At 65.9% G+C, this 23,601-nt stretch carries 24 protein-coding genes; 19 read left to right on the top strand and 5 right to left on the bottom strand.

Translation table 11 applies throughout. The features are described from left to right. Positions 1–29 precede the first annotated feature (29 nt). A complete protein-coding gene (locus HB677_RS15130) occupies positions 30–626 on the bottom strand; it encodes a TetR/AcrR family transcriptional regulator (RefSeq protein WP_307852618.1) in 597 nt (198 codons plus the stop codon). Positions 627–850: 224 nt separating this feature from the next. On the opposite strand from HB677_RS15130, the gene HB677_RS15125 reads away from it, so the two are divergent. Then, positions 851–2,212 carry a pitrilysin family protein gene (locus tag HB677_RS15125; RefSeq protein WP_213816569.1) on the top strand — a complete coding sequence of 454 codons (1,362 nt, stop codon included), beginning with the start codon at positions 851–853 and terminating at the stop codon, positions 2,210–2,212. Positions 2,213–2,233: 21 nt separating this feature from the next. Next, complete coding sequence (locus HB677_RS15120; protein WP_213816568.1) at positions 2,234–2,836, top strand: histidine phosphatase family protein; 603 nt, start codon at positions 2,234–2,236, stop codon at positions 2,834–2,836. 24 nt (positions 2,837–2,860) lie between these two features. Here HB677_RS15120 and HB677_RS15115 read toward each other — a convergent pair whose 3' ends face one another. Beyond that, the gene (locus tag HB677_RS15115; protein ID WP_213816567.1) at positions 2,861–3,358 is read right to left on the bottom strand and encodes a GNAT family N-acetyltransferase; all 498 of its coding nucleotides are present in this window, start codon (positions 3,356–3,358) and stop codon (positions 2,861–2,863) included. Between the two features lie 74 nt (positions 3,359–3,432). Here HB677_RS15115 and dapB point away from each other — a divergent pair, with 74 nt between their 5' ends. Further along, on the top strand, positions 3,433–4,179 hold the full coding sequence (dapB, locus tag HB677_RS15110) for a 4-hydroxy-tetrahydrodipicolinate reductase (protein ID WP_213816566.1): 747 nt from the start codon (positions 3,433–3,435) through the stop codon (positions 4,177–4,179). Beyond that, a complete protein-coding gene (locus HB677_RS15105; RefSeq protein WP_213816565.1) occupies positions 4,176–4,637 on the top strand; it encodes a hypothetical protein in 462 nt (153 codons plus the stop codon). The genes dapB and HB677_RS15105 overlap by 4 nt, the downstream gene beginning before the upstream one ends. Positions 4,638–4,661: 24 nt before the next feature. On the opposite strand, the gene HB677_RS15100 is transcribed toward HB677_RS15105, so the two are convergent. Further along, a complete protein-coding gene (locus HB677_RS15100) occupies positions 4,662–5,606 on the bottom strand; it encodes a TIGR01777 family oxidoreductase (protein ID WP_213816564.1) in 945 nt (314 codons plus the stop codon). Beyond that, positions 5,606–6,031, bottom strand: a complete 426-nt coding sequence (locus HB677_RS15095) for an OsmC family peroxiredoxin (RefSeq protein ID WP_213816563.1) — start codon at positions 6,029–6,031, stop codon at positions 5,606–5,608. Before HB677_RS15095 ends, HB677_RS15100 begins: the two co-directional genes overlap by 1 nt. Positions 6,032–6,186: 155 nt before the next feature. Between HB677_RS15095 and thyX the strand changes: the two genes are divergently transcribed. From thyX to dapF, 14 genes are all read left to right on the top strand, one after another. Further along, entirely contained in the window at positions 6,187–6,879 is a 693-nt protein-coding gene (gene thyX, locus HB677_RS15090; RefSeq protein WP_307852617.1) for an FAD-dependent thymidylate synthase, read from the top strand. Positions 6,880–7,013: 134 nt separating this feature from the next. Then, entirely contained in the window at positions 7,014–7,991 is a 978-nt protein-coding gene (gene dapA / locus HB677_RS15085) for a 4-hydroxy-tetrahydrodipicolinate synthase (protein ID WP_213816561.1), read from the top strand. A 56-nt stretch (positions 7,992–8,047) separates the two neighbouring features. Further along, the gene (locus HB677_RS15080) at positions 8,048–9,724 is read left to right on the top strand and encodes a ribonuclease J (RefSeq protein WP_213816560.1); all 1,677 of its coding nucleotides are present in this window, start codon (positions 8,048–8,050) and stop codon (positions 9,722–9,724) included. A 72-nt stretch (positions 9,725–9,796) separates the two neighbouring features. Next, complete coding sequence (locus tag HB677_RS15075) at positions 9,797–10,543, top strand: hypothetical protein (RefSeq protein WP_213816559.1); 747 nt, start codon at positions 9,797–9,799, stop codon at positions 10,541–10,543. A 52-nt stretch (positions 10,544–10,595) separates the two neighbouring features. Then, positions 10,596–13,445, top strand: coding sequence for a DNA translocase FtsK (locus HB677_RS15070; protein WP_213816558.1), 2,850 nt, complete (start codon positions 10,596–10,598; stop codon positions 13,443–13,445). Between the two features lie 55 nt (positions 13,446–13,500). Then, positions 13,501–14,094, top strand: a complete 594-nt coding sequence (gene pgsA / locus HB677_RS15065; RefSeq protein ID WP_213816572.1) for a CDP-diacylglycerol--glycerol-3-phosphate 3-phosphatidyltransferase — start codon at positions 13,501–13,503, stop codon at positions 14,092–14,094. Beyond that, positions 14,091–14,618, top strand: a complete 528-nt coding sequence (locus tag HB677_RS15060; RefSeq protein WP_213816557.1) for a CinA family protein — start codon at positions 14,091–14,093, stop codon at positions 14,616–14,618. The genes pgsA and HB677_RS15060 overlap by 4 nt, the downstream gene beginning before the upstream one ends. Before the next feature lie 180 nt (positions 14,619–14,798). Further along, positions 14,799–15,107, top strand: a complete 309-nt coding sequence (locus tag HB677_RS15055; RefSeq protein ID WP_213816556.1) for a helix-turn-helix domain-containing protein — start codon at positions 14,799–14,801, stop codon at positions 15,105–15,107. A gap of 156 nt (positions 15,108–15,263) precedes the next feature. Continuing rightward, positions 15,264–15,488, top strand: a complete 225-nt coding sequence (locus tag HB677_RS15050; protein WP_213816555.1) for a DUF3046 domain-containing protein — start codon at positions 15,264–15,266, stop codon at positions 15,486–15,488. A gap of 250 nt (positions 15,489–15,738) precedes the next feature. After that, positions 15,739–16,869 (top strand): recombinase RecA, encoded by a 1,131-nt coding sequence (recA, locus tag HB677_RS15045; RefSeq protein ID WP_213816554.1) that lies wholly within the window; start codon positions 15,739–15,741, stop codon positions 16,867–16,869. 8 nt (positions 16,870–16,877) lie between these two features. Beyond that, complete coding sequence (locus HB677_RS15040) at positions 16,878–17,801, top strand: regulatory protein RecX (protein WP_213816553.1); 924 nt, start codon at positions 16,878–16,880, stop codon at positions 17,799–17,801. Positions 17,802–17,883: 82 nt separating this feature from the next. Beyond that, positions 17,884–19,428: a tRNA (N6-isopentenyl adenosine(37)-C2)-methylthiotransferase MiaB gene (miaB, locus tag HB677_RS15035; protein WP_213816552.1), complete on the top strand. Its 1,545-nt coding sequence runs from the start codon at positions 17,884–17,886 to the stop codon at positions 19,426–19,428. 30 nt (positions 19,429–19,458) lie between these two features. Next, a complete protein-coding gene (gene miaA, locus HB677_RS15030; protein WP_213816551.1) occupies positions 19,459–20,379 on the top strand; it encodes a tRNA (adenosine(37)-N6)-dimethylallyltransferase MiaA in 921 nt (306 codons plus the stop codon). Next, entirely contained in the window at positions 20,376–21,254 is an 879-nt protein-coding gene (gene dapF / locus HB677_RS15025) for a diaminopimelate epimerase (RefSeq protein ID WP_213816550.1), read from the top strand. Before miaA ends, dapF begins: the two co-directional genes overlap by 4 nt. Positions 21,255–21,277: 23 nt before the next feature. Here dapF and HB677_RS15020 read toward each other — a convergent pair whose 3' ends face one another. After that, positions 21,278–21,886, bottom strand: a complete 609-nt coding sequence (locus HB677_RS15020; RefSeq protein ID WP_213816549.1) for a class I SAM-dependent methyltransferase — start codon at positions 21,884–21,886, stop codon at positions 21,278–21,280. Positions 21,887–21,928: 42 nt separating this feature from the next. On the opposite strand from HB677_RS15020, the gene hflX reads away from it, so the two are divergent. Then, positions 21,929–23,470 (top strand): GTPase HflX, encoded by a 1,542-nt coding sequence (gene hflX, locus HB677_RS15015; RefSeq protein ID WP_213816548.1) that lies wholly within the window; start codon positions 21,929–21,931, stop codon positions 23,468–23,470. Positions 23,471–23,601 lie beyond the last annotated feature (131 nt).

Here is a 23,601-nt window from a genome sequence, read left to right as displayed (position 1 = left end):
GCTAGCTCCGTGCGTGCGGAGCAGGCGTCCTAGCGGGCGACGGCCGCGCGGATCACGCGGTCCGCTGCGCGCTGCAGCGCTGCGGATGCTGCGATGGGGTCTCCGCCATAGCCGCCCGTCATGGCGCCATCGCGGGCGAGAAGAAACTCGTCGGCAGCGTCGCCCGGCATGGGGTGACCGACGGCGGTCAGCAGGTCGGCGAGTGCGCTCGTGTACCAGTCGCGGTGCGAGACGACGATGGCGCGGACCGGGTGGTTCGGGTCCGGGAACTCCGCGGCGGCGTTGATGAAGGCACACCCGCGGAAGCCGGGGCGTGCGATCTCGGCGACGATGGCGGCCACGATGGCGCGCAGGGCGCCTTCGGCCGAGTCCGCCGACTCGACGATCGACTCAAACTGCTGGCGCGCGGTCTCGTGCTTGAGGGTGATGTAGTCGACGATCAGTCGATCCTTCGACCCGTAGTGCTTGTAGAACGTGGCCTTCGTGACGACGGACTCACCGATGAGGCGGTCGACGCCGACCGTGCGGATTCCGTCGCCGTAGAAGAGGGCCGTTGCCGTCTCCAGGATGCGCACTTTCGCTCCCGGTACGCGAGCGGACGTCGGGGTTTCGGTCGCGATCGTCACGGATGCGCTCCTCTCGGGTAGGGCCGGCGTGCGGGGTGTGTGCCGGTGTTTCGGGCGGGTACCCGAGTTCGCTGCTGGGGAAGCGAACGCTCGACGATACCATGATGAGGACAGACAGACTTGTCTGTTTGTCCTCCTTTAACGCCCCAACTCGGGGGCATCCCGCGGCGATCCGGCCACTGGCTTTCGAACAAACGAAAGCGGGCATGTCGTAGGCTCGACCGGTGACTACCGGTGCCGTGACTCTGCCCCTGGATCTCGCGGAGCTGCGCTTCACTGCCTCCGGAGACTCTCTCGTTCGCCGCACTGTGCTTCCCAGCGGGGTTCGCATCCTCAGCGAGCACGTGCCGGGTTCCCGCAGTGCCACCATCGGATACTGGGTCGCTGTCGGCTCCCGGGACGAGAAGCCCGAGACCTTCGGTTCGACGCATTTCCTCGAGCATCTCCTGTTCAAGGGAACGACGACCCGTTCCGCGCTCGACATTGCCGTGAGCTTCGACGCCGTCGGTGGAGAGCACAACGCTATGACGGCCAAGGAGTACACCTGCTACTACGCCAAGGTGCAGGACCGCGACCTTCCCATGGCCGTCGATGTCATTGCCGACATGCTGACGTCCTCACTGCTGGACCGCACCGAGTTTGAGAACGAGCGTGGCGTCATTCTCGAGGAACTCGCCATGGCAGACGATGACCCGGCGGATGCCGCGAGCGAGCGTTTCTTCGAAGCGGTGCTGGGCGATCACCCGCTCGGTCGTCCCATCGGCGGTAACGCAGACACGATCAACGCCGTCAGCCGGGATGCGGTGTGGGATCACTACCGCGCCAACTACCGCGCACAGGACCTGGTAATCACCGTTGCCGGCGCCGTGGACCACGACGAACTCGTTGCCGGCGTCATCGCCGCCCTGCGCCGCGCCGACTGGAACCTCGACCTCGAGGCCACTCCCGTGTCACGGCGGTCGGGCGACGGCGGACTGATCGAGCGCGGCAGCGCGCTCAGTATCGTGCAGCGCCCCATCGAGCAGGCGAACGTGCTGCTCGGAGTCGCCGGCATCGCCGCGACCGACCCGCGCCGCGCGACCATGACGGTGATGAACTCCATTCTGGGCGGCGGCATGTCCAGCCGTCTGTTCCAGGAGATCCGCGAGAAGCGCGGACTCGCCTACTCCGTCTACTCCTTCAGTCCCAGCTACTCCGACGCCGGCCTGTTCGGCATCTACGCCGGCTGCTCACCGACGAAGGTGACGCAGGTGTCCGAGCTGATGCTCAGCGAGTTCCGGCGCCTGGCGACCGACGGGGTGACGCAAGAAGAGATGCGGCGCGCCGCAGGTCAGCTCAGCGGGGCATCCGCCCTGGCTCTGGAAGACTCTGACACCCGCATGTCCCGGCTCGGTCGCAGCGAGATCACCCTCGGCGAGTTCATGGACCTCGATGAGTCACTGCGCCGCATTGCCCTCGTGACGCCCGAGGGCGTGCGCGAGCTGGCCGAAGAACTTCTCCCCCGACCGCTGTCGATTTCGGCGGTAGGCACAATCGAGAATGATGCTTTCTCGGGTCTGGCAGAGTCGCCAGTTCCCGCTCCCTAACAACAAAAGCAGGAAAACACGATGAGCCACTTCCTCTACCTCGTGCGCCACGGCGAACAACAGGATGCGGAGTACGGGCTGCCCGACGGGCCCCTGTCCGAGCGCGGTAAACGTCAGGCGCGAGCCCTGGCCGAGCGCCTCGGCGGCGTTCCGTTCACGGCCGCCTGGCACTCGCCGCTCGAGCGGGCATCAGAGACGGCCCGCATCATGACCGAGCGGATGCCCGCGCTCGAGTCACAGCCGAGCACCCTGCTCATGGATTGCATTCCCAGCGGACCAACGCCGGATATGCCGCACTCGTTCCAGCCGTTCTTCGGCTCGGTCACGCCCGCCGAGATCGAGGCGGGGGAGGCGCAGATGGCGGACGCCATCGACGAGTGGATGACCCCTGCCCGCGGTGACCGCCACGACCTGCTGATCACCCACAACTTCGTCATCGCGTGGTTCGTGCGCGAGACCTTCGGCGCTGCCCCGTGGCGATGGATGGGAGTCAACCAGGCCAACTGCGGGCTGACCATCATCCGCGTTCGCTCCTCGAAGCCGTCGGTGCTGATTACCCACAACGACCTCGGTCACCTGCCGGTGGAGCTGCGCACGGGACTTCCCATCGAGCAGCCCTACTAGGCGGCGCCGGGCGGGCAACGCGCGTCAGGCGGTCAGCGACTTGCCGTACCAGTGGTTCGCGTTGGGGTTGTCGTTGTAGGGCGTGATCTCCTCGTAGCCACTCGACCGGTACAGGCCGCCAGCGGCCTCCAGGCTCGAATTCGTGTCGAGAACGATCTGGCGCGCGCCGAGCGCGATCGCGCGACGCTCGAGCTCCGCCAGCAGCAGCCTGCCGTATCCCAGACGGCGCACGGGCGGCTGCAGCCACAGGTGCTTCACCTCGAAACGGCTGGCACCTGTCACCGGATCGTCGTCGATCCGGCGGATGCCCCCGCAGCCGACGTCCGCGGGCTCGCCGGCGAGGTCCTCGCCCTCCACGATGAGGAACTGGCCCGCGGGCGGCACGAAGTGCTCCGGGGAGGGAAGGGCGGTGACGTAGTTGCCCTGGGACGGCGGGAAGGATGCGGCACGCGCGGCGAAGTACTCCGCGAGAAGAGCGTGCGCCGAGTCATCCGTCACCACAGCCTCGCGAAAAGTCACCATGGCTCAAGCGTACGACCACCGGCGGGAGGGGCTCAGGCCGCGGCTGGCGGGTACGAACTTGATAGATTGAACAAATGACAACGAAGGTCGCCGTAATCGGCGCTACCGGCAAGATGGGCCAGCTCGTATCGCGCATCGTCGACGCCGCCGAAGATTTTGAACTGATCGCGCGGGTCGACTCGAAGGGCGAACTGTCCGAGATGCTCGGCGCGGATATTGCGGTGGATGTCACGCTGCCGGCGGTCAGCCAGGGCGTCGTCGAATACGCGCTCGCGAACGGCATCAACGTGCTGGTGGGTACGTCGGGCTGGTCGAGTGACCGCATCTCGGCACTCGAGCGCACCATCACCGGAAACCTCGCGGTCGGTGTCATCATCGTTCCCAACTTCTCGATCGGGTCGGTGCTGGCCACGTCCTTCGCGGCCATGGCGGCCAAGTTCTTTGACTCGATCGAAATCATCGAGGCCCACAGCGCCTCCAAGGTTGATTCCCCCTCGGGCACGGCGGTGCGGACCGCCGAGCTCATCGGCGACGCGCGCCACGCGCTCGGTCCCGTTATCGCGCCGCACGCGGACCAGCGGGCGCGGGGGCAGCAGGTGTCAAGTGTCCCGATTCACAGCCTGCGCATGCAGGGCGTCGTCGCCAAACAGGACGTCATTTTCGGTGGCAACGGAGAGGTGCTCACCCTCAGTCACGAGACGCTGTCGCCGAGTGCGTACGAGGCGGGCATCCTGCTCGCCCTGCGTGCCGCCCGCACGGCCCGTGGTGTGGTGGTCGGTCTCGATAAACTCATCGACCTCGCGGGTTCCGGCCCCGCATGAAAAATCGCATCGCCACGCTGATCATGGCGGCGCTGCTGGTGCTGTACCTGGCGCTGGTGACGCAGTACGCGGTGTTGCTCATCACGACGGACAACGTGATCGCCCGCGTCATGGGGATCGCGCTGATCGTGCTGCCGATCATCGCGGCGTGGACCCTCGCTGCCGACCTGCTCTTCGTGATTCGCGGCGAGCGGCTGGTGAAAAAACTGGGCGAACTCGGCGAGCTGCCGGTCGACAATCTTCCCCGGCTGCCGAGTGGCAGGCCGGACCGGGAGGCCGCCGACAAGGAGTTTCCCCAGTACCAGGCGGAGGTCGAAGCCAATCCGTCCAGCTGGAAGGCCTGGGTGCGCCTCGGTCTCGCTTACGACGCCAGCGGTGACCGCAAGCGCGCCCGGTGGGCAACCCGCCACGCGATCGCTCTCGAGCGGGGCAAGACGCCGCCGTCCGTCACGGCGTAGCGGCGGCGCCTCACCCTCCCGCGGCTATGCCGTCGCGATCATCTCGTCGATGGCGGTTTCCACGGTGCTGTGGCGGAAGACGAATCCGTCCTCGAGCAGCCGCTGCGGTAGAACCTTCTGGCTGGCGAGCAGCAGATCCATGCCGGCGGCACCGAGTGCCGTGGTGATGATGGGCTCCGGAATCGCAAAGCCGTACCAGCGATGCATGTCCTTCGCGAGAAGGCGCGTGATGCGATCGGACGTCGCGGGCGTGGGGCCGGCCAGGTTCACCGGTCCGCTGAGGGAGCTCGTGAGCAGATGACGGATCGCGGCTGCCTCGTCGTAGAGGCTGATCCAGGGCCAGTGCTGGCCGCCGGTGCCAAAACGCGACCCGAGCCCCAACCGCGTCAGCGGTATCAGGGGAGTGAACGCACCGCCGCGACCGACGACGAGACCGGTGCGGAAGGTGACTACGCGGGTCGCCTCCGGAGCGATGTGTGCCGTTGCCTCCCACTTGTCGACAACGTCTGCCAGAAATCCTTCGCCCTTGCTCGATTCCTCCGTCAGCCGCTCGGCCGGACGATCACCGTAGTACCCAACGGCGGACGCATTGAGGAAGACGGCCGGAGGCGAGCTTGCCCGTCCCATCGCTTCGGCGAGGGCAGCGGTGCTGTCGATGCGGGAGTCGAGGATCTGCTTCTTGTAGCCGCGGGTCCAGGGCAGGTGGCCGGTGGGCGCTCCCGAGAGGTTGATGACGGCGTCGACGGATTCGATGAGTCCGGCGTCGACCATCCGCGCGCTGGGTGCCCACGTGCGCTCGGACTCCGACTTCGGTTCCGAGCGCACGAGGCGAAGCACTGTGTGCCCGTCCTCTTCCAGCTGGCGCACCAGCTCGCCGCCGATGAATCCTGAGGCCCCGGAAATGAGAATCTTCAGTGGGGGATTTTCCTTCAATGACCGCGGCTGCGCGGGCCGGCTTGCCGTCGGCATCAGGCCAGGCTTGCTTCCAGTGTGATGGGGATGCCGGCAAGCGCCTGCGATACGGGACAGTTCGCCTTCGCGTCATCCGCAATCCTGGCGAAGTCTTCTTCGCTGATCCCGGCGACCTTTGCGCTGACGAGGAGGTGGCTTCCCTTGATGCCTTCACCGGGGACGAAAGTGACGGCTGCCGTGACCTGCAGGCTCTCCGGGGGAGTGCCGTTTTCCGCGAGGGCATTGGCGAACGCCATGGAGTAGCAGGCCGAGTGCGCGGCACCCAGCAGCTCTTCGGGATTGGTCTTTCCGGTCTCTCCGACGGCACGTGCCTGCCAGGAAACCGGGAACTCGGCGGCGTCCGAGGAGTCGAGTGAGGTGGTGCCGGAACCGTTGAACAGGTCCCCGAACCACAGGGTTGTAGCTTCGCTGGTAACAGCCATGAGAATCCTCCTTTGGGGAGCCTCCAGCCTAGGCCGGAGACGTCCGGTGCGGGAGCGTGCCCGGGGCTCTGCCAGCAACAGAGCGGCCAGTGTCCTCCGTGGCCGCTATCGTTGGGGCCGTGCCTGAAACTATCCAATTCCGTTCAGATGTAACCGTGGAACTCGTGCGAGCGAACGCCTCCGATGCAGACGTGCTGTTTGCATCGCGCGTGTCGACGCAGGGCGAGAAGACCCTCGAGGGTGCACTCGACGAGACCGTCGATGCCGCCCGCAGCAAGGGCCTGATCAACTACCTGATGCGAGACCGTCACGGCTCGCCCTTTGAGCACAACTCGATGACGTTCTACGTGCAGGCTCCGATCTTCGTGTTCCGGGAGTTCATGCGTCACCGTATGGCCTCCTACAACGAAGAGAGCGGTCGCTACCGCGAGCTCAACCCGGTCTTTTACGTTCCCGGCCCGCAGCGCAACCTCATTCAGGAGGGCAAGCCCGGCGCCTACAACTTCCTGCCCGGCACCGATGAGCAGATGGAGCTCGTGCAGTCGGAGACCCGTCGCACCTCCACCGAGGCGTTCGAGGCCTACCAGCGCATGCTCGACGCCGGAGTCGCCCGCGAGGTCGCCCGCATCGTTCTGCCCCTGAACATCTACTCCTCGATGTACGTCACCATGAACGCCCGGGCGCTCATGAACTTCCTCTCCCTGCGCACCAAGCGCGAGGGAACGCACTTCCCGTCCTTCCCGCAGCGCGAGATCGAGATGTGCGCGGAGAAGATGGAAGACAAGTTCGCGGAGCTGATGCCCATCACCCACGAGGTCTTCAACCTCAACGGTCGCGTCGCTCCGTAGCCCGCGCCACGGCGTCGCGACGAGCCCCGGACGACCCCGGTTCAGGGTCATCCGGGGCTCGTTCATTTTTCGTTCATTACGTCGCTGACCGGTTCGACGGAACAGAGCGGTCTGCTACCGATACGCTGGTACTCGTGTCCACGACCAGTAATCCGTTCGGCCAGGTGCTCGTTGCCCTGGTAACCCCCTTCACCGCCGATGGCGAGGTCGACTGGGCCGACGTCGAGAAGCACATCGACGACGTCATCACCGCGGGAGCCGATGGCATCGTCGTCACGGGCACCACCGGTGAGACCAGCACCCTGACCGACCCCGAGAAGATCCGTCTCGTCGAGGTTGGCAAGTCCGTCGCCGGCAACCGCGCCAAGATCATCACGGGCGGTGGCTCAAACGAGACTGCCCACGCCATCGAGCTTGCGAAGAAGAGCGAACAGGCAGGCGCCGACGGCAACATGATCGTCACGCCCTACTACAACAAGCCGACGCAGGCCGGAGTGCTCACCCACTTCCGCATGATCGCCGATGCGACCGACCTGCCGGTCATCCTGTACGACATCCCCGGGCGCACGGGTATCCCGATCAAGTACGAGACGATCCTGCGCGCCTCCAAGCACCCGAACATCCTGGCCGTCAAGGACGCGAAGGGCGATCTGGCCGAGGTCAGCCGCGTGCTGAACCAGACAGATCTGCTCTACTTCTGCGGCGATGACGCCCTCGTGCTCCCGAGCCTGGCGATTGGCATGTCCGGCCTGATTGGCGTCACCGCCAACATCGCCCCGATGCCGTACCGTCAGATGATGGATGCGGTCAACGCGGGCGACCTCGCCACGGCGACCGCGGCGCACCGGGCGCTCGAGCCGCTGGTGCGGGCGACGATGACCCACGTTCCCGGTACTGTTGCCACCAAGTACATCCTTCACGGCCTCGGCCGCATCGGCTCGCCGCGCGTGCGGTTGCCGCTGGTCGGACCCGAAGAATGGGAAGCCGCCCAGATCGAAGACGAGATCGATCTCGTCAAGGACATCGCTGGCGTGAACTTCGCCAACTTCCGTCCGGACCGCAACGCCGCAGCCGGCGGAGCGCTCCCCAAGGTCGCGGGAACCACCCGCTAACCACACAACTTTGCACCAGGGGCTCGTGGCCCTACATCACAACAAAACAGGACTAGATGCCAGTAAACGTTTTTGCACCAGCCAAGCTTCAGCCCGGAACTCTCCGCGTCATCCCGATCGGGGGACTCGGCGAGATCGGTCGCAACATGACCTCGTACGAGATCGACGGCAAGATCCTCATCGTCGACTGCGGCGTGCTGTTCCCCGAAGAGCACCAGCCCGGTGTCGACCTGATCCTGCCGGACTTCTCGCCGATCCGCGATCGTCTCAAAGACATCGTGGGTGTCGTTCTCACCCACGGTCACGAAGACCACATCGGCGCCGTTCCCTACCTCCTCAAGCTGCGCGCGGACATCCCGCTCATCGGCTCGACCCTGACGCTTGCCCTCATCGAGGCAAAGCTCAAGGAACACCGCATCAAGCCGTACACGCTGACCGTCACGGAGGGACAGCGCGAGAAGCTCGGCCCCTTCAACCTCGAGTTCGTCGCCGTCAACCACTCGATCCCGGACGCCCTCGCCGTCGCGATCAAGACGACCGCCGGTGTTGTGCTGCACACGGGTGACTTCAAGATGGACCAGCTTCCCCTCGACGACCGCATCACCGACCTTCGCGCGTTCGCCCGTCTCGGTGAAGCTGGCGTCGATCTCTTCCTTCCGGATTCGACCAACGCGGATGTCCCGGGGTTCACCGCCCTCGAGCGTGACATCGGTCCCGTGCTCGAGGCAGTCATCGCCAAGGCGCCCCGCCGCGTCATCGTCGCGAGCTTCTCCAGCCACGTCCACCGCGTGCAGCAGGTTCTGGATGCCGCGCACGCCAACGGTCGTCGCGTTGCCTTCATGGGCCGCTCGATGGTGCGCAACATGACCATTGCCGCCGACCTTGGCTACCTGCGGGTTCCGCAGGGCGTTCTCATCGACGCTAAGAAGGCGGCCGATCTTCCGGACAACAAGATCGTGTACATGTCGACCGGCAGCCAGGGCGAGCCGATGGCCGTCCTCGCCCGCATGGCGAACCTTGAGCACCAGATCGAGGTGGGCAAGGGCGACACCGTCATCCTCGCGTCCAGCCTCATTCCCGGCAACGAGAACGCTGTCTACCGCGTGATCAACGGACTGATGAAGCTCGGCGCCAACGTCGTCCACAAGGGCAACGCGAAGGTGCACGTCTCCGGGCACGCCTCCGCCGGCGAGCTGCTCTACGTCTACAACATCCTCAAGCCGAAGAACGTTCTTCCCGTGCACGGCGAGTACCGCCACCTGATTGCCAACGCGAACCTGGCGATCCAGACCGGCATCCCGGAAGAGAACACGTTCATCGCCGAGGACGGCACCGTCATCGACCTCAAGGACGGCTACGCGGCAGTTGTTGGTCAGCTCGACCTCGGCTTCGTCTACGTGGACGGCTCGAGCGTCGGAGAGCTCACCGATGCCGACCTCAAGGACCGCCGCGTCCTCGCAGAAGAAGGCTTCATCTCCATCTTCGTGGCCATCGACACCCAGACCGGTCGTGTCATCGTCGGACCCGAGATCCAGGCCCGCGGGTTTGCGGAAGACGAGGACGTGTTCGACGCGGTCCTCCCGCAGATCATCAAGGCGCTGTCGGATGCCGCGGCCAACGGCACGCGTGACGCCCACGGGTTCACGCAGGTCATCCGTCGCACCGTCGGCCGCTGGGTTAACACGCAGCACCGTCGTCGTCCGATGATCATTCCGGTGGTCATCGAGGCGTAACCAGCGGCCTTCGTTGTCCGATCGAGACACAGCGTCCCCGATGTGGAGCGCGGTCTCGGCTACCGTGCACACATGACGAATTCTTATGTGTCGGCGGGCACGCTGCTCCTGATCGCGGCCCTGACACTGTCCGGGTGTGCGACGGAAGCCGCGGGCACATCATCCACAACGGCGTCACCAGCTCCCACGGAGTCGGTGACGCCGTTGCCGTCGGTGCCGACGGTGACAACAACCCCGACGACCCCCGCCGCCGAGGCAACCCGGCCGGCCCCGGACTTCCTTGTGGTCTCCACCGAGGGCGTCGGTCCGCTGGTGATCGGGTCGCCCGTGCCCGCGGCTCCCGCCGCGAGTGCCGTGGTGGCATGGGACGCCGACTATTGTGTCGGCGCTGACCGGCCCGACGTCGTTGCCGGCGGTCCCTTCGCCGGGGCGTGGGTTCCGCGCTATGCCAAGACCGCAACGGCGACCAGCGGCACCCGGTTCCCCTTTGAGATGGTGACGAAGGGAAGCAAGAAGGATGCCCCGGTCACCATGATCTACGTCTGGTCGCCCCTGATGTCCACCACGCAGGGAATTCACCCGGGCAGCACCGTGACGGAGCTGACGTCGGCCTACGGCGCAGACGCCACGGTGAAGCACTTTCCGATGAGCGACGTCTACACCGTGACGGGACCCACCGGGCGCATCTCGTTCGAAGTTGCCACGAAAGCAGACACCGCGGGCGCCACGCTCGTCGGTACCGTGGTGTGGATGACCGCCTACGATGTCGCCACGGAGCCGTTCGCCATGGCAGGAACGGATGCCGGAAGCCTCTGCTGACACGCGCCCGCCTAGCCGGGCTCTGACGGAGGCGACAGGTAGCGTGGGCCGTATGGCTACGAGCACTAAGTCGACCCAGCGCGCCCGCGCAACTCCGGCGCGCTCACGCAACGCCACGACCTCCACGACGAAGAAGTTGCCGACGCCGAAGATGCAGCCGGTGCCGACCAACGAGCCGGGGCTTCTCACCAAGGCCTGGCTGGGGCTCGCCCACATGGCAGGCGGCACGTTCCGCGTCCTCGGCTCCGAGACTCTCGCCAAGGAAGAGCGGCGCGACGGCTTCCCCTTCTTCATCTTCGTGCTCGCCGTGGCGGGAGTCGTCGTCGAGTGGCTCAACCCGAACGACCCTGTCGCCATCGCTCTCGATGCGTGGACGTTTGGCGGGTTGTTCGGCCGTGTCGCCTTCGCCCTGCCCGTCATCATGGTGCTGTTCGCCGCCTGGATGTTCAGACACCCCTCGAGCGTGCACGACAACACGCGCATCGGCATCGGCGTTGGCCTGCTGGTCAGCACGATCGCCGCCCTCTGCCACATCTTCTCGGGCAACACCCCCATGCCGTCCGAGGGCATGGACGTCATGGCCCGCGCCGGCGGTCTCGTCGGCTGGATCATCGGAGCCCCGCTCACCGCGATCGGCACCGCGTACTTCGCGACCCCCGTCGTCGTGATCGTGCTCGTGCTGTCCCTGTTCATCATCACCAAAACTCCGCCGAACAAGGTCGCCTTCCGCGCCCGCGAGCTGTATGCGTACCTCTTTGGTGAGCAGGCGCCCGAGCCGGTCGAGAAGACGAAGAAGGACGCCGCAGCCGGCGCCACGTCCACCGGTAAGCCGGGCAAGGGTGACAAGGCGATCGGTGGAACCGGATCGATGTCGTTCGGATCCCTCGACGACCTTGACCTCGACGGCGACGACGATCCCGCGAGCCTGCCGTGGTGGCGTCGCAACAAAACCAAGCGCGAAGAAGACCCGGCCTTTGACAGCCCGGTCATCGGCCGCGGCGTCAGCGATCAGCTGACCGATGTCATTGACAACACTCCCGGACATGATGCGGATGTGCCGCACGACGGCGAGTTCGGAATCGAACTGCTCGAGGAACTGGTGAAGGCCGAAGACGCCGTCCGCCGGTTCACGGGTGAAATCGAGACCGGGGCCACCAGCCTGCGCGAGGACACGCCGGGTCTTCAGCAGGAAGACCCGATCGGCCTGCTTCCCGGCTTCGTTGACAAGGCGAGCGAAAAGGGTGTGGCGGGCGAATTCGACGAGCCCGCTTCCTCCGCCCCGGGCGCGCGGCCCGCGATCGCTCCCTACCGCCTGCCCGCTCCGACCGTTCTCACCCCGGGCACCCCGCCCAAGGCGCGCAGCGCCGCCAACGACGAGGTCGTCGCGGCGATCACCGAGGTGCTCACGCAGTTCCAGGTGGACGCGAAGGTCACCGGGCTCAGCCGCGGTCCCTCGGTAACCCGCTACGAGGTCGAGCTCGGCCCCGGCGTCAAGGTCGAACGGGTCACCGCGCTCGCCCGCAACATCAGCTACGCGGTCGCCAGCAACGAGGTCAACATCCTCTCGCCCATCCCGGGCAAGAGTGCGATCGGCGTCGAGATCCCCAACAAGGACCGCGAGATTGTCTCCCTCGGCGATGTGCTGCGCTCCGGGGCATCCACCAAGAGCATTCACCCCATGACGATCGGCCTCGGCAAGGACGTCGAGGGTGGATTCGTGGTGGCCAACCTCGCCAAGATGCCTCACCTCCTTGTCGCCGGGTCCACCGGTTCGGGTAAGTCGAGCTTCATCAACTCCATGATCACCTCCCTGCTGATGCGCGCGAAGCCCGCGGAAGTGCGCATGGTGCTCATCGACCCGAAGCGCGTCGAGCTGTCGATCTACGAGGGTGTGCCGCACCTCATCACGCCCATCATTACGAACCCGAAGAAAGCGGCGGAAGCGCTGCAGTGGGTCGTGAAGGAAATGGACATGCGGTACGACGACCTGGCGAGCTTCGGCTTCCGTCACATCGACGACTTCAACCGCGCGGTCGTGGCCGGCGAGGTCGTGCTGCCCGTGGGCAGCCAGCGCGTGCTGAAGCCGTACCCGTACCTGCTCGTCGTCGTGGACGAGCTCGCCGACCTCATGATGGTCGCCCCCCGCGACGTCGAGGACTCGATCGTGCGCATCACCCAGCTTGCCCGTGCCTCGGGAATCCACCTCGTGCTCGCCACGCAGCGACCGTCGGTCGACGTCGTCACGGGACTCATCAAGGCCAACGTTCCGTCGCGCCTCGCCTTCGCGGTGAGTAGCATGACGGACTCCCGCGTCATCCTCGACCAGCCCGGTGCCGAGAAGCTCATCGGCCAGGGTGACGGGCTCTTCCTGCCGATGGGGGCCGGCAAGGCCATCCGTGTGCAGGGCGCCTGGGTCACCGAGGCCGAGATCACGGCCGTCGTCAAGCACGTCACCGACCAGGCCCGTCCTGAATACCGCGAAGACGTCGCGGTCGAGGTCGTGCAGAAGCAGATCGATGCGGACATCGGGGACGACCTCGAGCTGCTTCTCGCCGCCGCCGAGCTCATCGTCAGCACCCAGTTCGGGTCGACCTCCATGCTGCAGCGCAAACTCCGCGTCGGCTTCGCCAAGGCCGGTCGGCTCATCGACCTGCTGGAGTCCCGGGGGATCGTGGGGCCCTCCGAGGGGTCCAAGGCGCGCGACGTTCTCGTGACCGCCGAGGAGCTTCCGGCCGTACTCGCGCGGCTGCGCGGGGGCGACGAGCGCGAGGTGCCACGCCCCGCGGCATCCACCACTCCGCCCGCCCTGTATGACGACCCGGTTGCCCAGATGACGACCGGTTACGATGAGGAAGACGGCGACTCGGACGAGGACGCGTGGGGCTTGACCGGCAGGGAGTAACAACGTGGCGTTACCGCTAGGCGACGAGGGCCGCACCGGACCTCGCACAAACACCATGCGGGGTCGCGTGATCAGCCGGGGGGATACCCCGGCCAGCAACGGCAACATTGCGAACATCATCACGGTGATCCGGATCCTGCTCGCGCCAGTGTTCATCTGGCTCCTGCTGGCCGACAACGGCGAGATGGGCGGGCTTCGCTGGCTCGCCGCGGCGTTGTTCATTTTTTCGATCCTGACGGACAGCCTCGACGGCATTCTCGCGCGCGGTCGCAACCTCATCACCAACGTCGGCATCATTCTTGACCCGATCGCCGACAAGGTGCTCATCGGCGGAGCGCTGGTCGCCCTGTCGATCCTGGGCGAGCTGTGGTGGTGGGTGACCATCATCATTATGGTGCGCGAGATTGGCATCACGGTCTTCCGCTTCGTCGTGATCTCCACCGTCGTCATTCCCGCTTCCAAGGCGGGCAAGCTGAAGACCGTCGTGCAGGCCGTCGCCATCGCGCTGTTCCTTGTGCCGCTCGCCGCCGTGCTCGGCGACTGGGTGCTGTGGATTAACTGGATCGTCATGGCCTTCGCCTTCGTGCTGACCGTCTACACGGGGATCGAATACCTCGTTCAGTTCCGTCGCTCCAGCCGGGCAGCATGACTGCTGCGCCGGTCGCGAGAGCGGATGTCCCGCATGGCGACATAGCCCGGGAGCTTGTCGCCGAACTCACCCGGCGTCACCTGACGATCGCCGTGGCCGAATCGCTCACCGGCGGACTGCTCGTCGCGGAGCTGGTGCGAGTGCCCGGGGCATCCGCTGTCCTGAATGGCGGCCTTGTCGCGTACAACACTGAGCTCAAGCACACGCTGCTGGGGGTCGACGCGAGTGTTCTTTCCGCGCACGGACCCGTCCATCCCGATGTGGCCGCACAGATGGCCGCGGGAGTGCGCGAGCGACTGGCGGTGCGGGGCGAGACCGCCTCGGTGGGCATCTCGACGACGGGCGTTGCCGGGCCAGGGCCCTCCGATGGTCACCCCGCCGGCACCGTCTTTGTCGGTGCGTCCCTGGGCGGGGAGTCCCACATCCTGAGTCTTTCCCTCGAAGGTTCGCGGGATGAGATCCGTTCGGCGGTCGTCTCCGAATCACTGGCATGGTTGAAAACACTGGTGTTCGCACTGGTCTGAGGCCGAAAATCGGGCCTCTGAGTCGGTTGGGAATACGGCGCGTTTCTATCTCGTTACAACTACTGAATTCACAAGCACCGCACAGATTGCAATGGTTAGAGTTTGTGCAACCGGGGGATAGTAGTCTTATCCACCCAGCATCATCCGTTTCATGCAATCGGTTATACAAAGGAGGGTCCAATGGTTCTAGTCCGTCAAGAAATCGGTGACGTTCTCCGTGACTTCCGCCTGCAGAAGGGCCGCACCCTCCGTCAGGTTGCGAGCAAGGCGAGCGTTGCGCTCGGCTACCTGAGCGAAGTGGAGCGTGGCCAGAAAGAGGCAAGCTCCGAGATTCTCGCCTCGGTCGCAGACGCGTTGGAGACACCGATCTCCGTCATCATGCGCGAGGTTGGTGACCGCATCGCGGTCATCGAAGGCCTCAACCGCATCCCCGACACCGTTCCGGACGACCTCGTCGCCGGCTTCGATGCCGATCTCGTCCTCCGCTAAACGAGCCCAGACACACCATCACCCTCCATCAATAACTTCTGATTGCGAACGCCCCCGAATTTCGGGGGCGTTCCTTCGTTAACGAGCAATGTGTGGGGCGGATGTCCCGTGGTGCACCTGCCAGCGCGAACGCTGTCGTGCCGGTAGCGTTGTGGTGTGCGTTTGAGCGAATTTCGACTGGCGATCACCGACGAGTTCGGTGAGGCCTACGGTCGCGTGCTCACGCAGGATCTCATCCTCGGTGATGTCGGCGGCATGACCGCCGAGCAGGCCATCAAGGCCGGTGCCGACGTGCGCCAGATCTGGGTCGCCCTGTGCAAGGCGACGGATGTGCCGCCGGAACGCTGGTACGGCGTCGGCCTGCGCGAGCCCAGAAAGTAGCCGACACGCCCCTCGGGGGTATCGAACACGTGTTCGGATGTCGGTAGTGTTATTCCCAGCACCTCTCGAAGACGGGTTATCCACCGGTATGCGAGCGAGCGGCCGAATGTCGGACGCTCTGCATACAGTCGTACTCGTTGGCGAGAGTCGCTAACACCAGCCTTTGTCGGAAGGCTGTCGGCCTTGCACCATCGGCCAGCAGCGCAACGACAGCCTATGGGCCGCAACCACAATCTATGAGGAGCCAGCAATGCCATCAGCAGCTGATCGCGAAAAATCACTCGAAACCGCACTCGCCCAGATCGACCGCCAGTTTGGCAAGGGCTCCGTCATGCGCCTGGGCAGCGACGACCGCGCCCCCGTCGAGGTCATCCCCACCGGATCGATCGCGCTGGATGTCGCGCTCGGCATTGGCGGGCTTCCCCGTGGTCGCATCGTTGAGATCTACGGGCCTGAGTCCTCGGGTAAGACGACCCTGACCCTCCACGCCATCGCCAACGCGCAGCGCGCCGGCGGTATCGCCGCATTCATCGACGCGGAGCACGCGCTCGATCCCGAGTACGCGAAGAAGCTTGGCGTGGACATCGACGCCCTGCTCGTCTCACAGCCCGACACGGGTGAGCAGGCACTGGAGATCGCCGACATGCTCGTGCGGTCCGGCTCCATCGACCTCATCGTCATCGACTCGGTCGCCGCGCTGGTGCCCCGTGCCGAGATCGAGGGCGAGATGGGTGACACCCACGTCGGTCTCCAGGCACGCCTCATGTCGCAGGCGCTCCGCAAGCTCACCGGTGGCCTCAGCCAGACCAACACCACCATGATCTTCATCAACCAGCTGCGCGAGAAGATCGGTGTGTTCTTCGGAAGCCCCGAGACGACCGCCGGTGGTAAGGCTCTGAAGTTCTACGCCTCCGTCCGTCTGGACATCCGTCGTATTGAGACGCTGAAGGACGGCACCGATGCCGTCGGTAACCGCACCCGCGTCAAGGTCGTGAAGAACAAGATGGCGCCGCCCTTCAAGCAGGCCGAGTTCGACATCCTGTACGGCATCGGCATCTCCCGCGAGGGCAGCCTCATCGACTTTGGTGTCGAGCACGAGATCGTTCGCAAGTCCGGCGCCTGGTACACCTACGACGGAGACCAGCTCGGCCAGGGCAAGGAGAACTCGCGCAAGTTCCTGCTGGAGAACGGCGCGATCGCCCTCGACATCGAGCGCAAGATCATGATGAAGCTGGGCGTCGGCGCCGAGGCAAAGGCGGCAGCTGCTGCCGAGGCCCTCGTGCTGCGCAACGCGTCCGCGGCCCTCGGGCCGAACGAAGACGCGGCGGCAGCCATCGTCGAGGCGCCCGTCAAGAAGACTCCGGTTCGTAAGACAGCGTGAGTGTAGGTATGGAGAGCTCCGATGGTCGTCTCGCGAAGGTGACCTACCTTCCCGGTGTGAGTCGCCCGTCGGAGCCCTCCGTGCCGGCGGACGTCGCCCCGCCCGTTCGCGATGCGAGTGCCGTGGCACCCGCCGGGCAGGACGCCGACGGTTGGTACGTCGCTGAGTCCGACGGCACAGCCGCTGGCGTCGCTGCGGAGGCGGCCGCCGAGGCTTCCCGGGTGCACCGTCCCGTCGGCGCACGCCCGATTCGCACACTGCCCACGTTCGACGACGGTGAGGACGCCCCCGACGACGGCACTCCCGCGGCGGCGCCCGTCGCCTCCCGCGCCTCGACGCGAGCGCCGGCGGGGGAGTCCCCGGCGATGCAGAAGATGCGCGCGCTGGTCGCCGCCGCGGACGCGGCGCGTGACGAGGAAGACGACGAAGAAGAAGTACCCGAGAGTCGCGAGGAGCAGGCCGCGCGCGCCGAGAACATCAGCATGAGCGCCCTGACCCGCAAGGGCATGTCGTCGTGGGAGATGGCCGATCGCCTTCGATCGCGTGATCTGGACGAGGAGACCATCGAGTTCGAGGTGGCCCGTCTGGAACGGGTGGGGCTCCTCGATGATCGTGAACTCGCAAACACCCTCGTGCGGACACTGCAGGAGCGCAAGGGACTCGGGCGCTCCGGCATCAATGCGGAGCTCCGGCGCCGGCACGTCGACCAGGTCGCGATCGAGGAAGCGCTCGACGCCTCCGACGGCGACGACGAACTGGCCCGCGCGACCGAGGTCGCTGTCAAACGGGCGTCGCAGTTGCGGTCCTACGATGATGCGACAGTGAAGCGTCGGTTGAGTGCCTTCCTGCAGCGACGGGGATACTCCGGCTCCGTGATCTCCGGTGCGATTTCGGCGGCGATGACGTCATCGTCGGGCCCGCGCTTCCGCTGAGCCGCACCGCGAGGCATCTGCTTCTCCCGACATCCGCGCCGCGTGTGGGGGGCGGGGAAGTGCGACTTACACTGGATCCATCATGACTCTTCTCGCCCCAGCTCCCGTCACCACCGGCGTTCGTACCTACGAGGTGCGCACCTTTGGCTGCCAGATGAACGTGCACGATTCCGAGCGTCTGAGCGGCTCGCTCGAGGCCGCCGGTTATGTGCGGGCCGAGGGTGGTCGCCCGGACGTTGTCGTCATCAACACCTGCGCGGTGCGGGAGAACGCCGATAACAAGCTCTACGGAAACCTCGGCATGCTCGCGGAGGTCAAGCGGGAGCACGAGGGAATGCAGATCGCGGTCGGTGGCTGCCTCGCGCAGAAGGACAAGTCCGTCATCCTGCAGAAGGCGCCGTGGGTCGACGTCGTGTTCGGAACGCACAACATGGGATCGCTGCCGACCCTGCTGGAGCGGGCCCGTCACAATGAAGAAGCGCAGATCGAGATTCTCGAGTCGCTCGACGTCTTCCCGTCGACGCTCCCCACGCGCCGGGAGTCGACCTACAGCGGATGGGTGTCGATCTCGGTCGGCTGCAACAACACCTGCACCTTCTGCATCGTGCCCGCACTGCGTGGCAAGGAGAAGGATCGTCGCCCGGGCGACATCCTCGCCGAGATCCAGGCACTCGTCGATGACGGTGCCATCGAGGTCACACTGCTCGGACAGAACGTCAACTCCTACGGTGTCGAGTTCGGGGACCGCCAGGCGTTCGGCAAGCTGCTGCGCGCCGCGGGCACCATCCCCGGTCTCGAGCGCATCCGCTTCACCAGCCCGCACCCGGCCGCCTTCACCGATGACGTGATCGACGCGATGGCCGAGACTCCTGCGGTCGCGCCCCAGCTGCACATGCCGCTGCAGTCGGGCTCCGACCGCATCCTCAAGTCGATGCGCCGCAGCTACCGGTCCGAGAAGTTCCTCGGCATCCTCGATCGCGTGCGGGCAAAGATCCCGAACGCCGCGATCAGCACCGACATCATTGTGGGCTTCCCCGGTGAAACGGAAGAGGACTTCCAGGAGACCCTCCGGGTCGTGCGGGAGGCGCGCTTCGCCTCCGCATTCACGTTCCAGTACTCCATCCGCGAGGGCACGCCCGCCGCGACCATGGAAGAACAGGTTCCGAAGGCCGTCGTGCAGGAGCGCTACGAGCGCCTCACCGCGCTCCAAGACGAGATCTCCTGGGAAGAGAACCAGAAGCTCGTGGGCACGAGCGTCAACGTTCTCGTCGGTGCTGAGGGAACCAAAGACTCCGATACGCACCGCCTGTCGGGTCGCGCGGAGGACAGCCGCCTCGTGCACTTTGAGGTCACGCCGGGCAGCGCCGTTCCCCGCCCCGGAGACGTCGTGACCGTGCGAATCTCCGAGGCGAAGCCGTTCTACCTGCTGGCAGATTCGTCCGATGGCGCGCCCCTGACCGTTCGACGCACGACTGCGGGCGACGCGTGGGACCGCGCGGAGGCAGCCAGCTGCGGTGTGCCGACCCCCGGGGCATCCGCATCCGAACCGGGCCGTGTTTCGCTCGGCCTGCCGACCCTGCGCATCGCGACCCTGCCGATCTATGACATCAGCGACGGCCAGCGCTAGGCGCTGTCCGGCGTTCACGGGGGCGGCGTCATGCTGATCGCCGTCGTCGGGGCGACCGGTACGGGCAAGTCCGGGCTGTCCCTCGACCTCGCCGAACGGCTCGCTGCGACCGGGCGACGGGCGGAGGTCGTCAACGCGGACGCCATGCAGTTCTACCGCGGCATGGACATCGGGACGGCGAAGCTGCCCCCGGCCGAGCGGCGCGGGGTGCCGCACCACCTGCTCGATGTGCTTGACGTGTCGGACGAGGCGAGCGTCGCGGCGTACCAGACCGACGCGCGCGCGGCGATCACCGACATCCAGGGACGCGGGGCAATACCGATCCTCGTCGGCGGCTCGGGGTTGTACGTCTCGAGCGTGCTGTACGATTTCCAGTTTCCCGGCACCGACCCCGTGATCCGGGAGCGGCTGGAGGCAGACCTCATCGCCGAGGGGCCCGGCATGATGCACCAGCGACTCAAAGCGCTGGATCCCGCTGCCGCAGCGGCAATCGGTGCGAGCAACGGTCGCCGACTGGTGCGGGCGCTGGAGGTCGTCGAGATGACGGGCGAACCGTTCGGATCGGGACTACCGGACGAATCGTCGTTCTGGCGACCCACCACCATCCTCGGGCTGCAGACGCCCCGGGACGTCCTCGTCGAACGGCTCAATGACCGCGTGCTCGGCATGTGGCGCGACGGACTGCTCGAGGAGGTGCGCGGAATCGACGTGCCGTCGATGGGAGCGACCGCGCGCCGGGCCATCGGCTATGCACAGGCAATCGCCGAACTCGATGGCGAGCTGAGCCGCGACGAAGCGATAGAACAGACCTCGGCTCTGACCCGCCGCTATGCGCGCAGGCAGGTGGGCTGGTTCCGACGCTATCCGGGCACCGTCTGGCTGGATTCGGATGACCCGGGGCGTGCCGACGCCGCGCTGGCGAGCATTCCGCTCGATAGCATTGGTGCGTGAGCACCACACTTCAATTCACCAAGGGCCACGGCACGGGCAACGACTTCGTGCTGTTCGCCGACCCCGACGGTCTCGTTGACCTCAGCCCCGCCCAGATCGCCGCGATCGCCGACCGGCATTTCGGTGTGGGCGGAGACGGGGTCATCCGCGCCGTCCGGTCCCGTCACATTCCCGATGGAGCCGCTGCTCTCGCGGAAGACGGCGACGCGGAATGGTTCATGGATTACCACAACGCCGACGGCACCCCCGCGGAGATGTGTGGCAACGGCATCCGTGTATTCGCCCGGTACCTCATCGATAACGGACTCACCGAACTCGCCGACGGAGACACCCTCGCGATTGGAACCCGCGGGGGAGTGCGCGACCTGCAGCGCAACCTCACCGGGTTCCAGGTTGACCTCGGGCGCTGGGCTCTCGATGGCGGCGAGCCGCTCGTGCGTGCCCGCAACCTCGACGTCGCCCGGCCGGGCCTCGGCATCGACGTGGGAAACCCCCACGTTGTGGTCGCCCTCGCCAGCGAGGAAGAACTCGACAGCGCCGACCTCAGCTACATCCCGCACCTCGATCCGACCCCGGCCGATGGCGCAAATGTCGAGTTCGTTGTGCCGCTCGAGCCGATGATCAAGGATGGCGTCGGACGGATCCGCATGCGGGTGCACGAGCGCGGCAGTGGGGAAACCCTGTCTTGCGGCACCGGTGCCGCCGCTGCAGCCCTAGCGGTACGCCACTGGGCGGGCGCTGGAGCGCCGAACCAGTGGCAGGTGCAGGTTCCGGGTGGAACCGTCGGTGTTCGCATGTTCCCGACCCAGGACGGCGAGCACGTGTCGCTCAGCGGACCTGCGGAACTGGTCTTCCAGGGCGAACTCAGCATCTAGAGCCGAGCCGGGGTCGTCTTTACTCAGTGCTTGCGGGCCCGCAGGATCCGGTAGCCCTTGTTGGTGGAGGCCCGTGTGAAGGTGTACTCCTCAGGGAACGTCGCCTGCATCCAGCGGTGCAGGGAGTCGGACCCGAGGTTGCGCTGCACGACAAGCCACGCGTCGCTGCCGGGTTCGAGGCGGGGGATCCACATCTCCAGCAGACCGTGAAGCTCGTTCTTGCCCACGCGAATCGGCGGATTCGACCAGATCGTCATGAAGCGGATGTCCTCGGGAACATCTTCGGGCAGTGACGCGTTGACATTAGTGAGACCAAGCGCTTCCGCGTTGCGACGCACGAGGTCCAGAGCCCGCTGGTTGACGTCTACCGCCCAGATCGTCGCGCGCGGCGATTCGAGAGCCAGCGTCAGCGCAATGGGTCCCCAACCGCAGCCGAGATCAAGCAGGTTTCCACCGGGCGGTGGCGTCGGAACGCCACCAAGCAAGACCTGAGTCCCCACGTCGATCCGCTCGGGACTGAAAATTCCATTCGCCGTCGTCAGTTCGTAGGTGTGCCCAGCGAGGCGGGCATGAAACTGTCGAAGTTTGAGCTCACTCTCGGGGGAAGAAGAGAAGTAGTGCTCACTGGCCATGGAGAGAAACTTACCGAAAACAAGAAGCTAGGGTTTAACCAAATGTCTGATACCAACGAAGGCAACACAGAATTTACATCCGGCGACGACGCCGTCGACCGGGTTCTTGCGCGCGAAGATGGCCGCGCCGCCGGCTACACCGTGTTCGGATCCGGGCGCGCCGACGCGCTGCAGGCCGACTCCCAATACGACGGAAATCGTGACGGCGACCAGTCCGAGCGCGAGGACCGCGCGGCGCTGCGCCGTGTTGTCGGGCTGTCGACGGAACTGCAGGATGTCACGGAGGTCGAGTACCGCCAGCTGCGCCTCGAGAACGTCGTGCTGATCGGTATCTACTCCGGCTCCCTCACTGACGCCGAGAACTCCATTCGGGAGCTCGCTGCCCTGGCCGAAACCGCCGGTGCGCAGGTGCTCGACGGCCTGCTGCAGCGCCGGCCGCACCCGGACCCCAGCACCTACCTCGGTCGTGGCAAGGCGCAGGAGCTGAAGGCCATCGTTCAGGCCCTCGGCGCCGATACCGTCATCGCCGACACGGAGCTTGCCCCCAGCCAGCGACGTTCGCTCGAGGATGTCGTCGGCGTCAAGGTCATCGATCGCACGGCCGTCATTCTCGATATCTTCAGCCAGCACGCGAAGAGTCGAGAGGGCCGCGCCCAGGTCGAACTCGCCCAGCTCGAATACCTCCTCCCGCGTCTGCGTGGATGGGGTGAGTCGATGTCCCGCCAGGCCGGTGGCCAGGTCGGTGGCGCCGGAGCCGGTATGGGAAGCCGTGGACCCGGTGAAACGAAGATCGAACTCGACCGCCGCCGCATCCACACCCGCATGTCGAAGCTGCGCAAGCAGATCAAGGGGTTCGCCCCCGCCCGCGAGGCCAAGCGTGCCAACCGCAACCGGTTCTCCGTGCCCAGTGTCACCATCGCCGGCTACACGAACGCGGGCAAGTCCAGTCTCCTCAACCGCATCACCAGTGCGGGCCTGCTGGTCGAGAACGCGCTCTTTGCGACGCTGGATGCCACGGTGCGCAAGTCCGTGACCGAGGAGGGCATTCCCTTCACCTTCACTGACACCGTCGGCTTCGTCCGCAACCTTCCCCACCAGCTCGTCGAGGCATTCCGCTCGACGCTGGAGGAGATCGGTGAGTCCGACGTCATCGTGCACGTGGTCGACGCCTCGCACCCGGACCCCGCCAGCCAGCTGGCGACGGTTCGCGATGTCATCGGTGAGGTCGGCGCCCGCGGTATTCCGGAGATCGTTGCCTTCAACAAGAGCGACCTCGTTGACGATGATCAGCGTCTCGTGCTGCGCGGACTCGAGCCGAGCGGTGTGTTCGTGTCGGCGCGCACCGGTGAGGGAATCGACGAACTGCTCGCGCGCATCGCGGCTGTCGTGCCCGCGCCGCAGGTCGAAATGACCCTGCTGGTGCCCTACGACCGCGGCGAGGTCATCTCCCGCCTCCACGTCGGAGGACGGGTGCTCACGACCGAATACCTGGAGAACGGGACGCTCGTGAAGGCTCTCGTACACCCGCAGAATGTCGAGTCGCTCTCGCAGTTCACTGCCGCGGCCCTGCAGGAACGTCTGTAACTACAGCGCTCTGACACACTTCGCAACATACGTTCCACGCCCATTCGGGCCGCAATAGTGTTCATGCCAGACGCCGCCAGACGGTGGCGTCTGGTGCGACAGCCGAGCCCGGCACCCGCCCCACCGTGATT

Origin of the sequence: Glaciihabitans sp. dw_435, from assembly GCF_018449675.1 — a bacterium.
Taxonomy (GTDB): Bacteria; Actinomycetota; Actinomycetes; order Actinomycetales; family Microbacteriaceae; genus Glaciihabitans.
Note: the sequence above shows the minus strand (reverse complement) of the source record. Positions and strands in the feature narration are given on the sequence as shown.

What these genes read in the sequence shown, in the direction of transcription:
- HB677_RS15120 (WP_213816568.1), top strand. Translation starts at nt 2,234, where the DNA reads ATGAGCCACTTCCTCTACCTCGTGCGCCACGGCGAACAACAGGATGCG.
- HB677_RS15115 (WP_213816567.1), bottom strand. Translation starts at nt 3,358, where the DNA reads ATGGTGACTTTTCGCGAGGCTGTGGTGACGGATGACTCGGCGCACGCT.
- dapB (WP_213816566.1), top strand. Translation starts at nt 3,433, where the DNA reads ATGACAACGAAGGTCGCCGTAATCGGCGCTACCGGCAAGATGGGCCAG.
- HB677_RS15105 (WP_213816565.1), top strand. Translation starts at nt 4,176, where the DNA reads ATGAAAAATCGCATCGCCACGCTGATCATGGCGGCGCTGCTGGTGCTG.
- HB677_RS15100 (WP_213816564.1), bottom strand. Translation starts at nt 5,606, where the DNA reads ATGCCGACGGCAAGCCGGCCCGCGCAGCCGCGGTCATTGAAGGAAAAT.
- HB677_RS15095 (WP_213816563.1), bottom strand. Translation starts at nt 6,031, where the DNA reads ATGGCTGTTACCAGCGAAGCTACAACCCTGTGGTTCGGGGACCTGTTC.
- HB677_RS15080 (WP_213816560.1), top strand. Translation starts at nt 8,048, where the DNA reads ATGCCAGTAAACGTTTTTGCACCAGCCAAGCTTCAGCCCGGAACTCTC.
- HB677_RS15075 (WP_213816559.1), top strand. Translation starts at nt 9,797, where the DNA reads ATGACGAATTCTTATGTGTCGGCGGGCACGCTGCTCCTGATCGCGGCC.
- HB677_RS15070 (WP_213816558.1), top strand. Translation starts at nt 10,596, where the DNA reads ATGGCTACGAGCACTAAGTCGACCCAGCGCGCCCGCGCAACTCCGGCG.
- pgsA (WP_213816572.1), top strand. Translation starts at nt 13,501, where the DNA reads ATGCGGGGTCGCGTGATCAGCCGGGGGGATACCCCGGCCAGCAACGGC.
- HB677_RS15060 (WP_213816557.1), top strand. Translation starts at nt 14,091, where the DNA reads ATGACTGCTGCGCCGGTCGCGAGAGCGGATGTCCCGCATGGCGACATA.
- HB677_RS15055 (WP_213816556.1), top strand. Translation starts at nt 14,799, where the DNA reads ATGGTTCTAGTCCGTCAAGAAATCGGTGACGTTCTCCGTGACTTCCGC.
- recA (WP_213816554.1), top strand. Translation starts at nt 15,739, where the DNA reads ATGCCATCAGCAGCTGATCGCGAAAAATCACTCGAAACCGCACTCGCC.
- HB677_RS15040 (WP_213816553.1), top strand. Translation starts at nt 16,878, where the DNA reads ATGGAGAGCTCCGATGGTCGTCTCGCGAAGGTGACCTACCTTCCCGGT.
- miaB (WP_213816552.1), top strand. Translation starts at nt 17,884, where the DNA reads ATGACTCTTCTCGCCCCAGCTCCCGTCACCACCGGCGTTCGTACCTAC.
- miaA (WP_213816551.1), top strand. Translation starts at nt 19,459, where the DNA reads ATGCTGATCGCCGTCGTCGGGGCGACCGGTACGGGCAAGTCCGGGCTG.
- HB677_RS15020 (WP_213816549.1), bottom strand. Translation starts at nt 21,886, where the DNA reads ATGGCCAGTGAGCACTACTTCTCTTCTTCCCCCGAGAGTGAGCTCAAA.
- hflX (WP_213816548.1), top strand. Translation starts at nt 21,929, where the DNA reads ATGTCTGATACCAACGAAGGCAACACAGAATTTACATCCGGCGACGAC.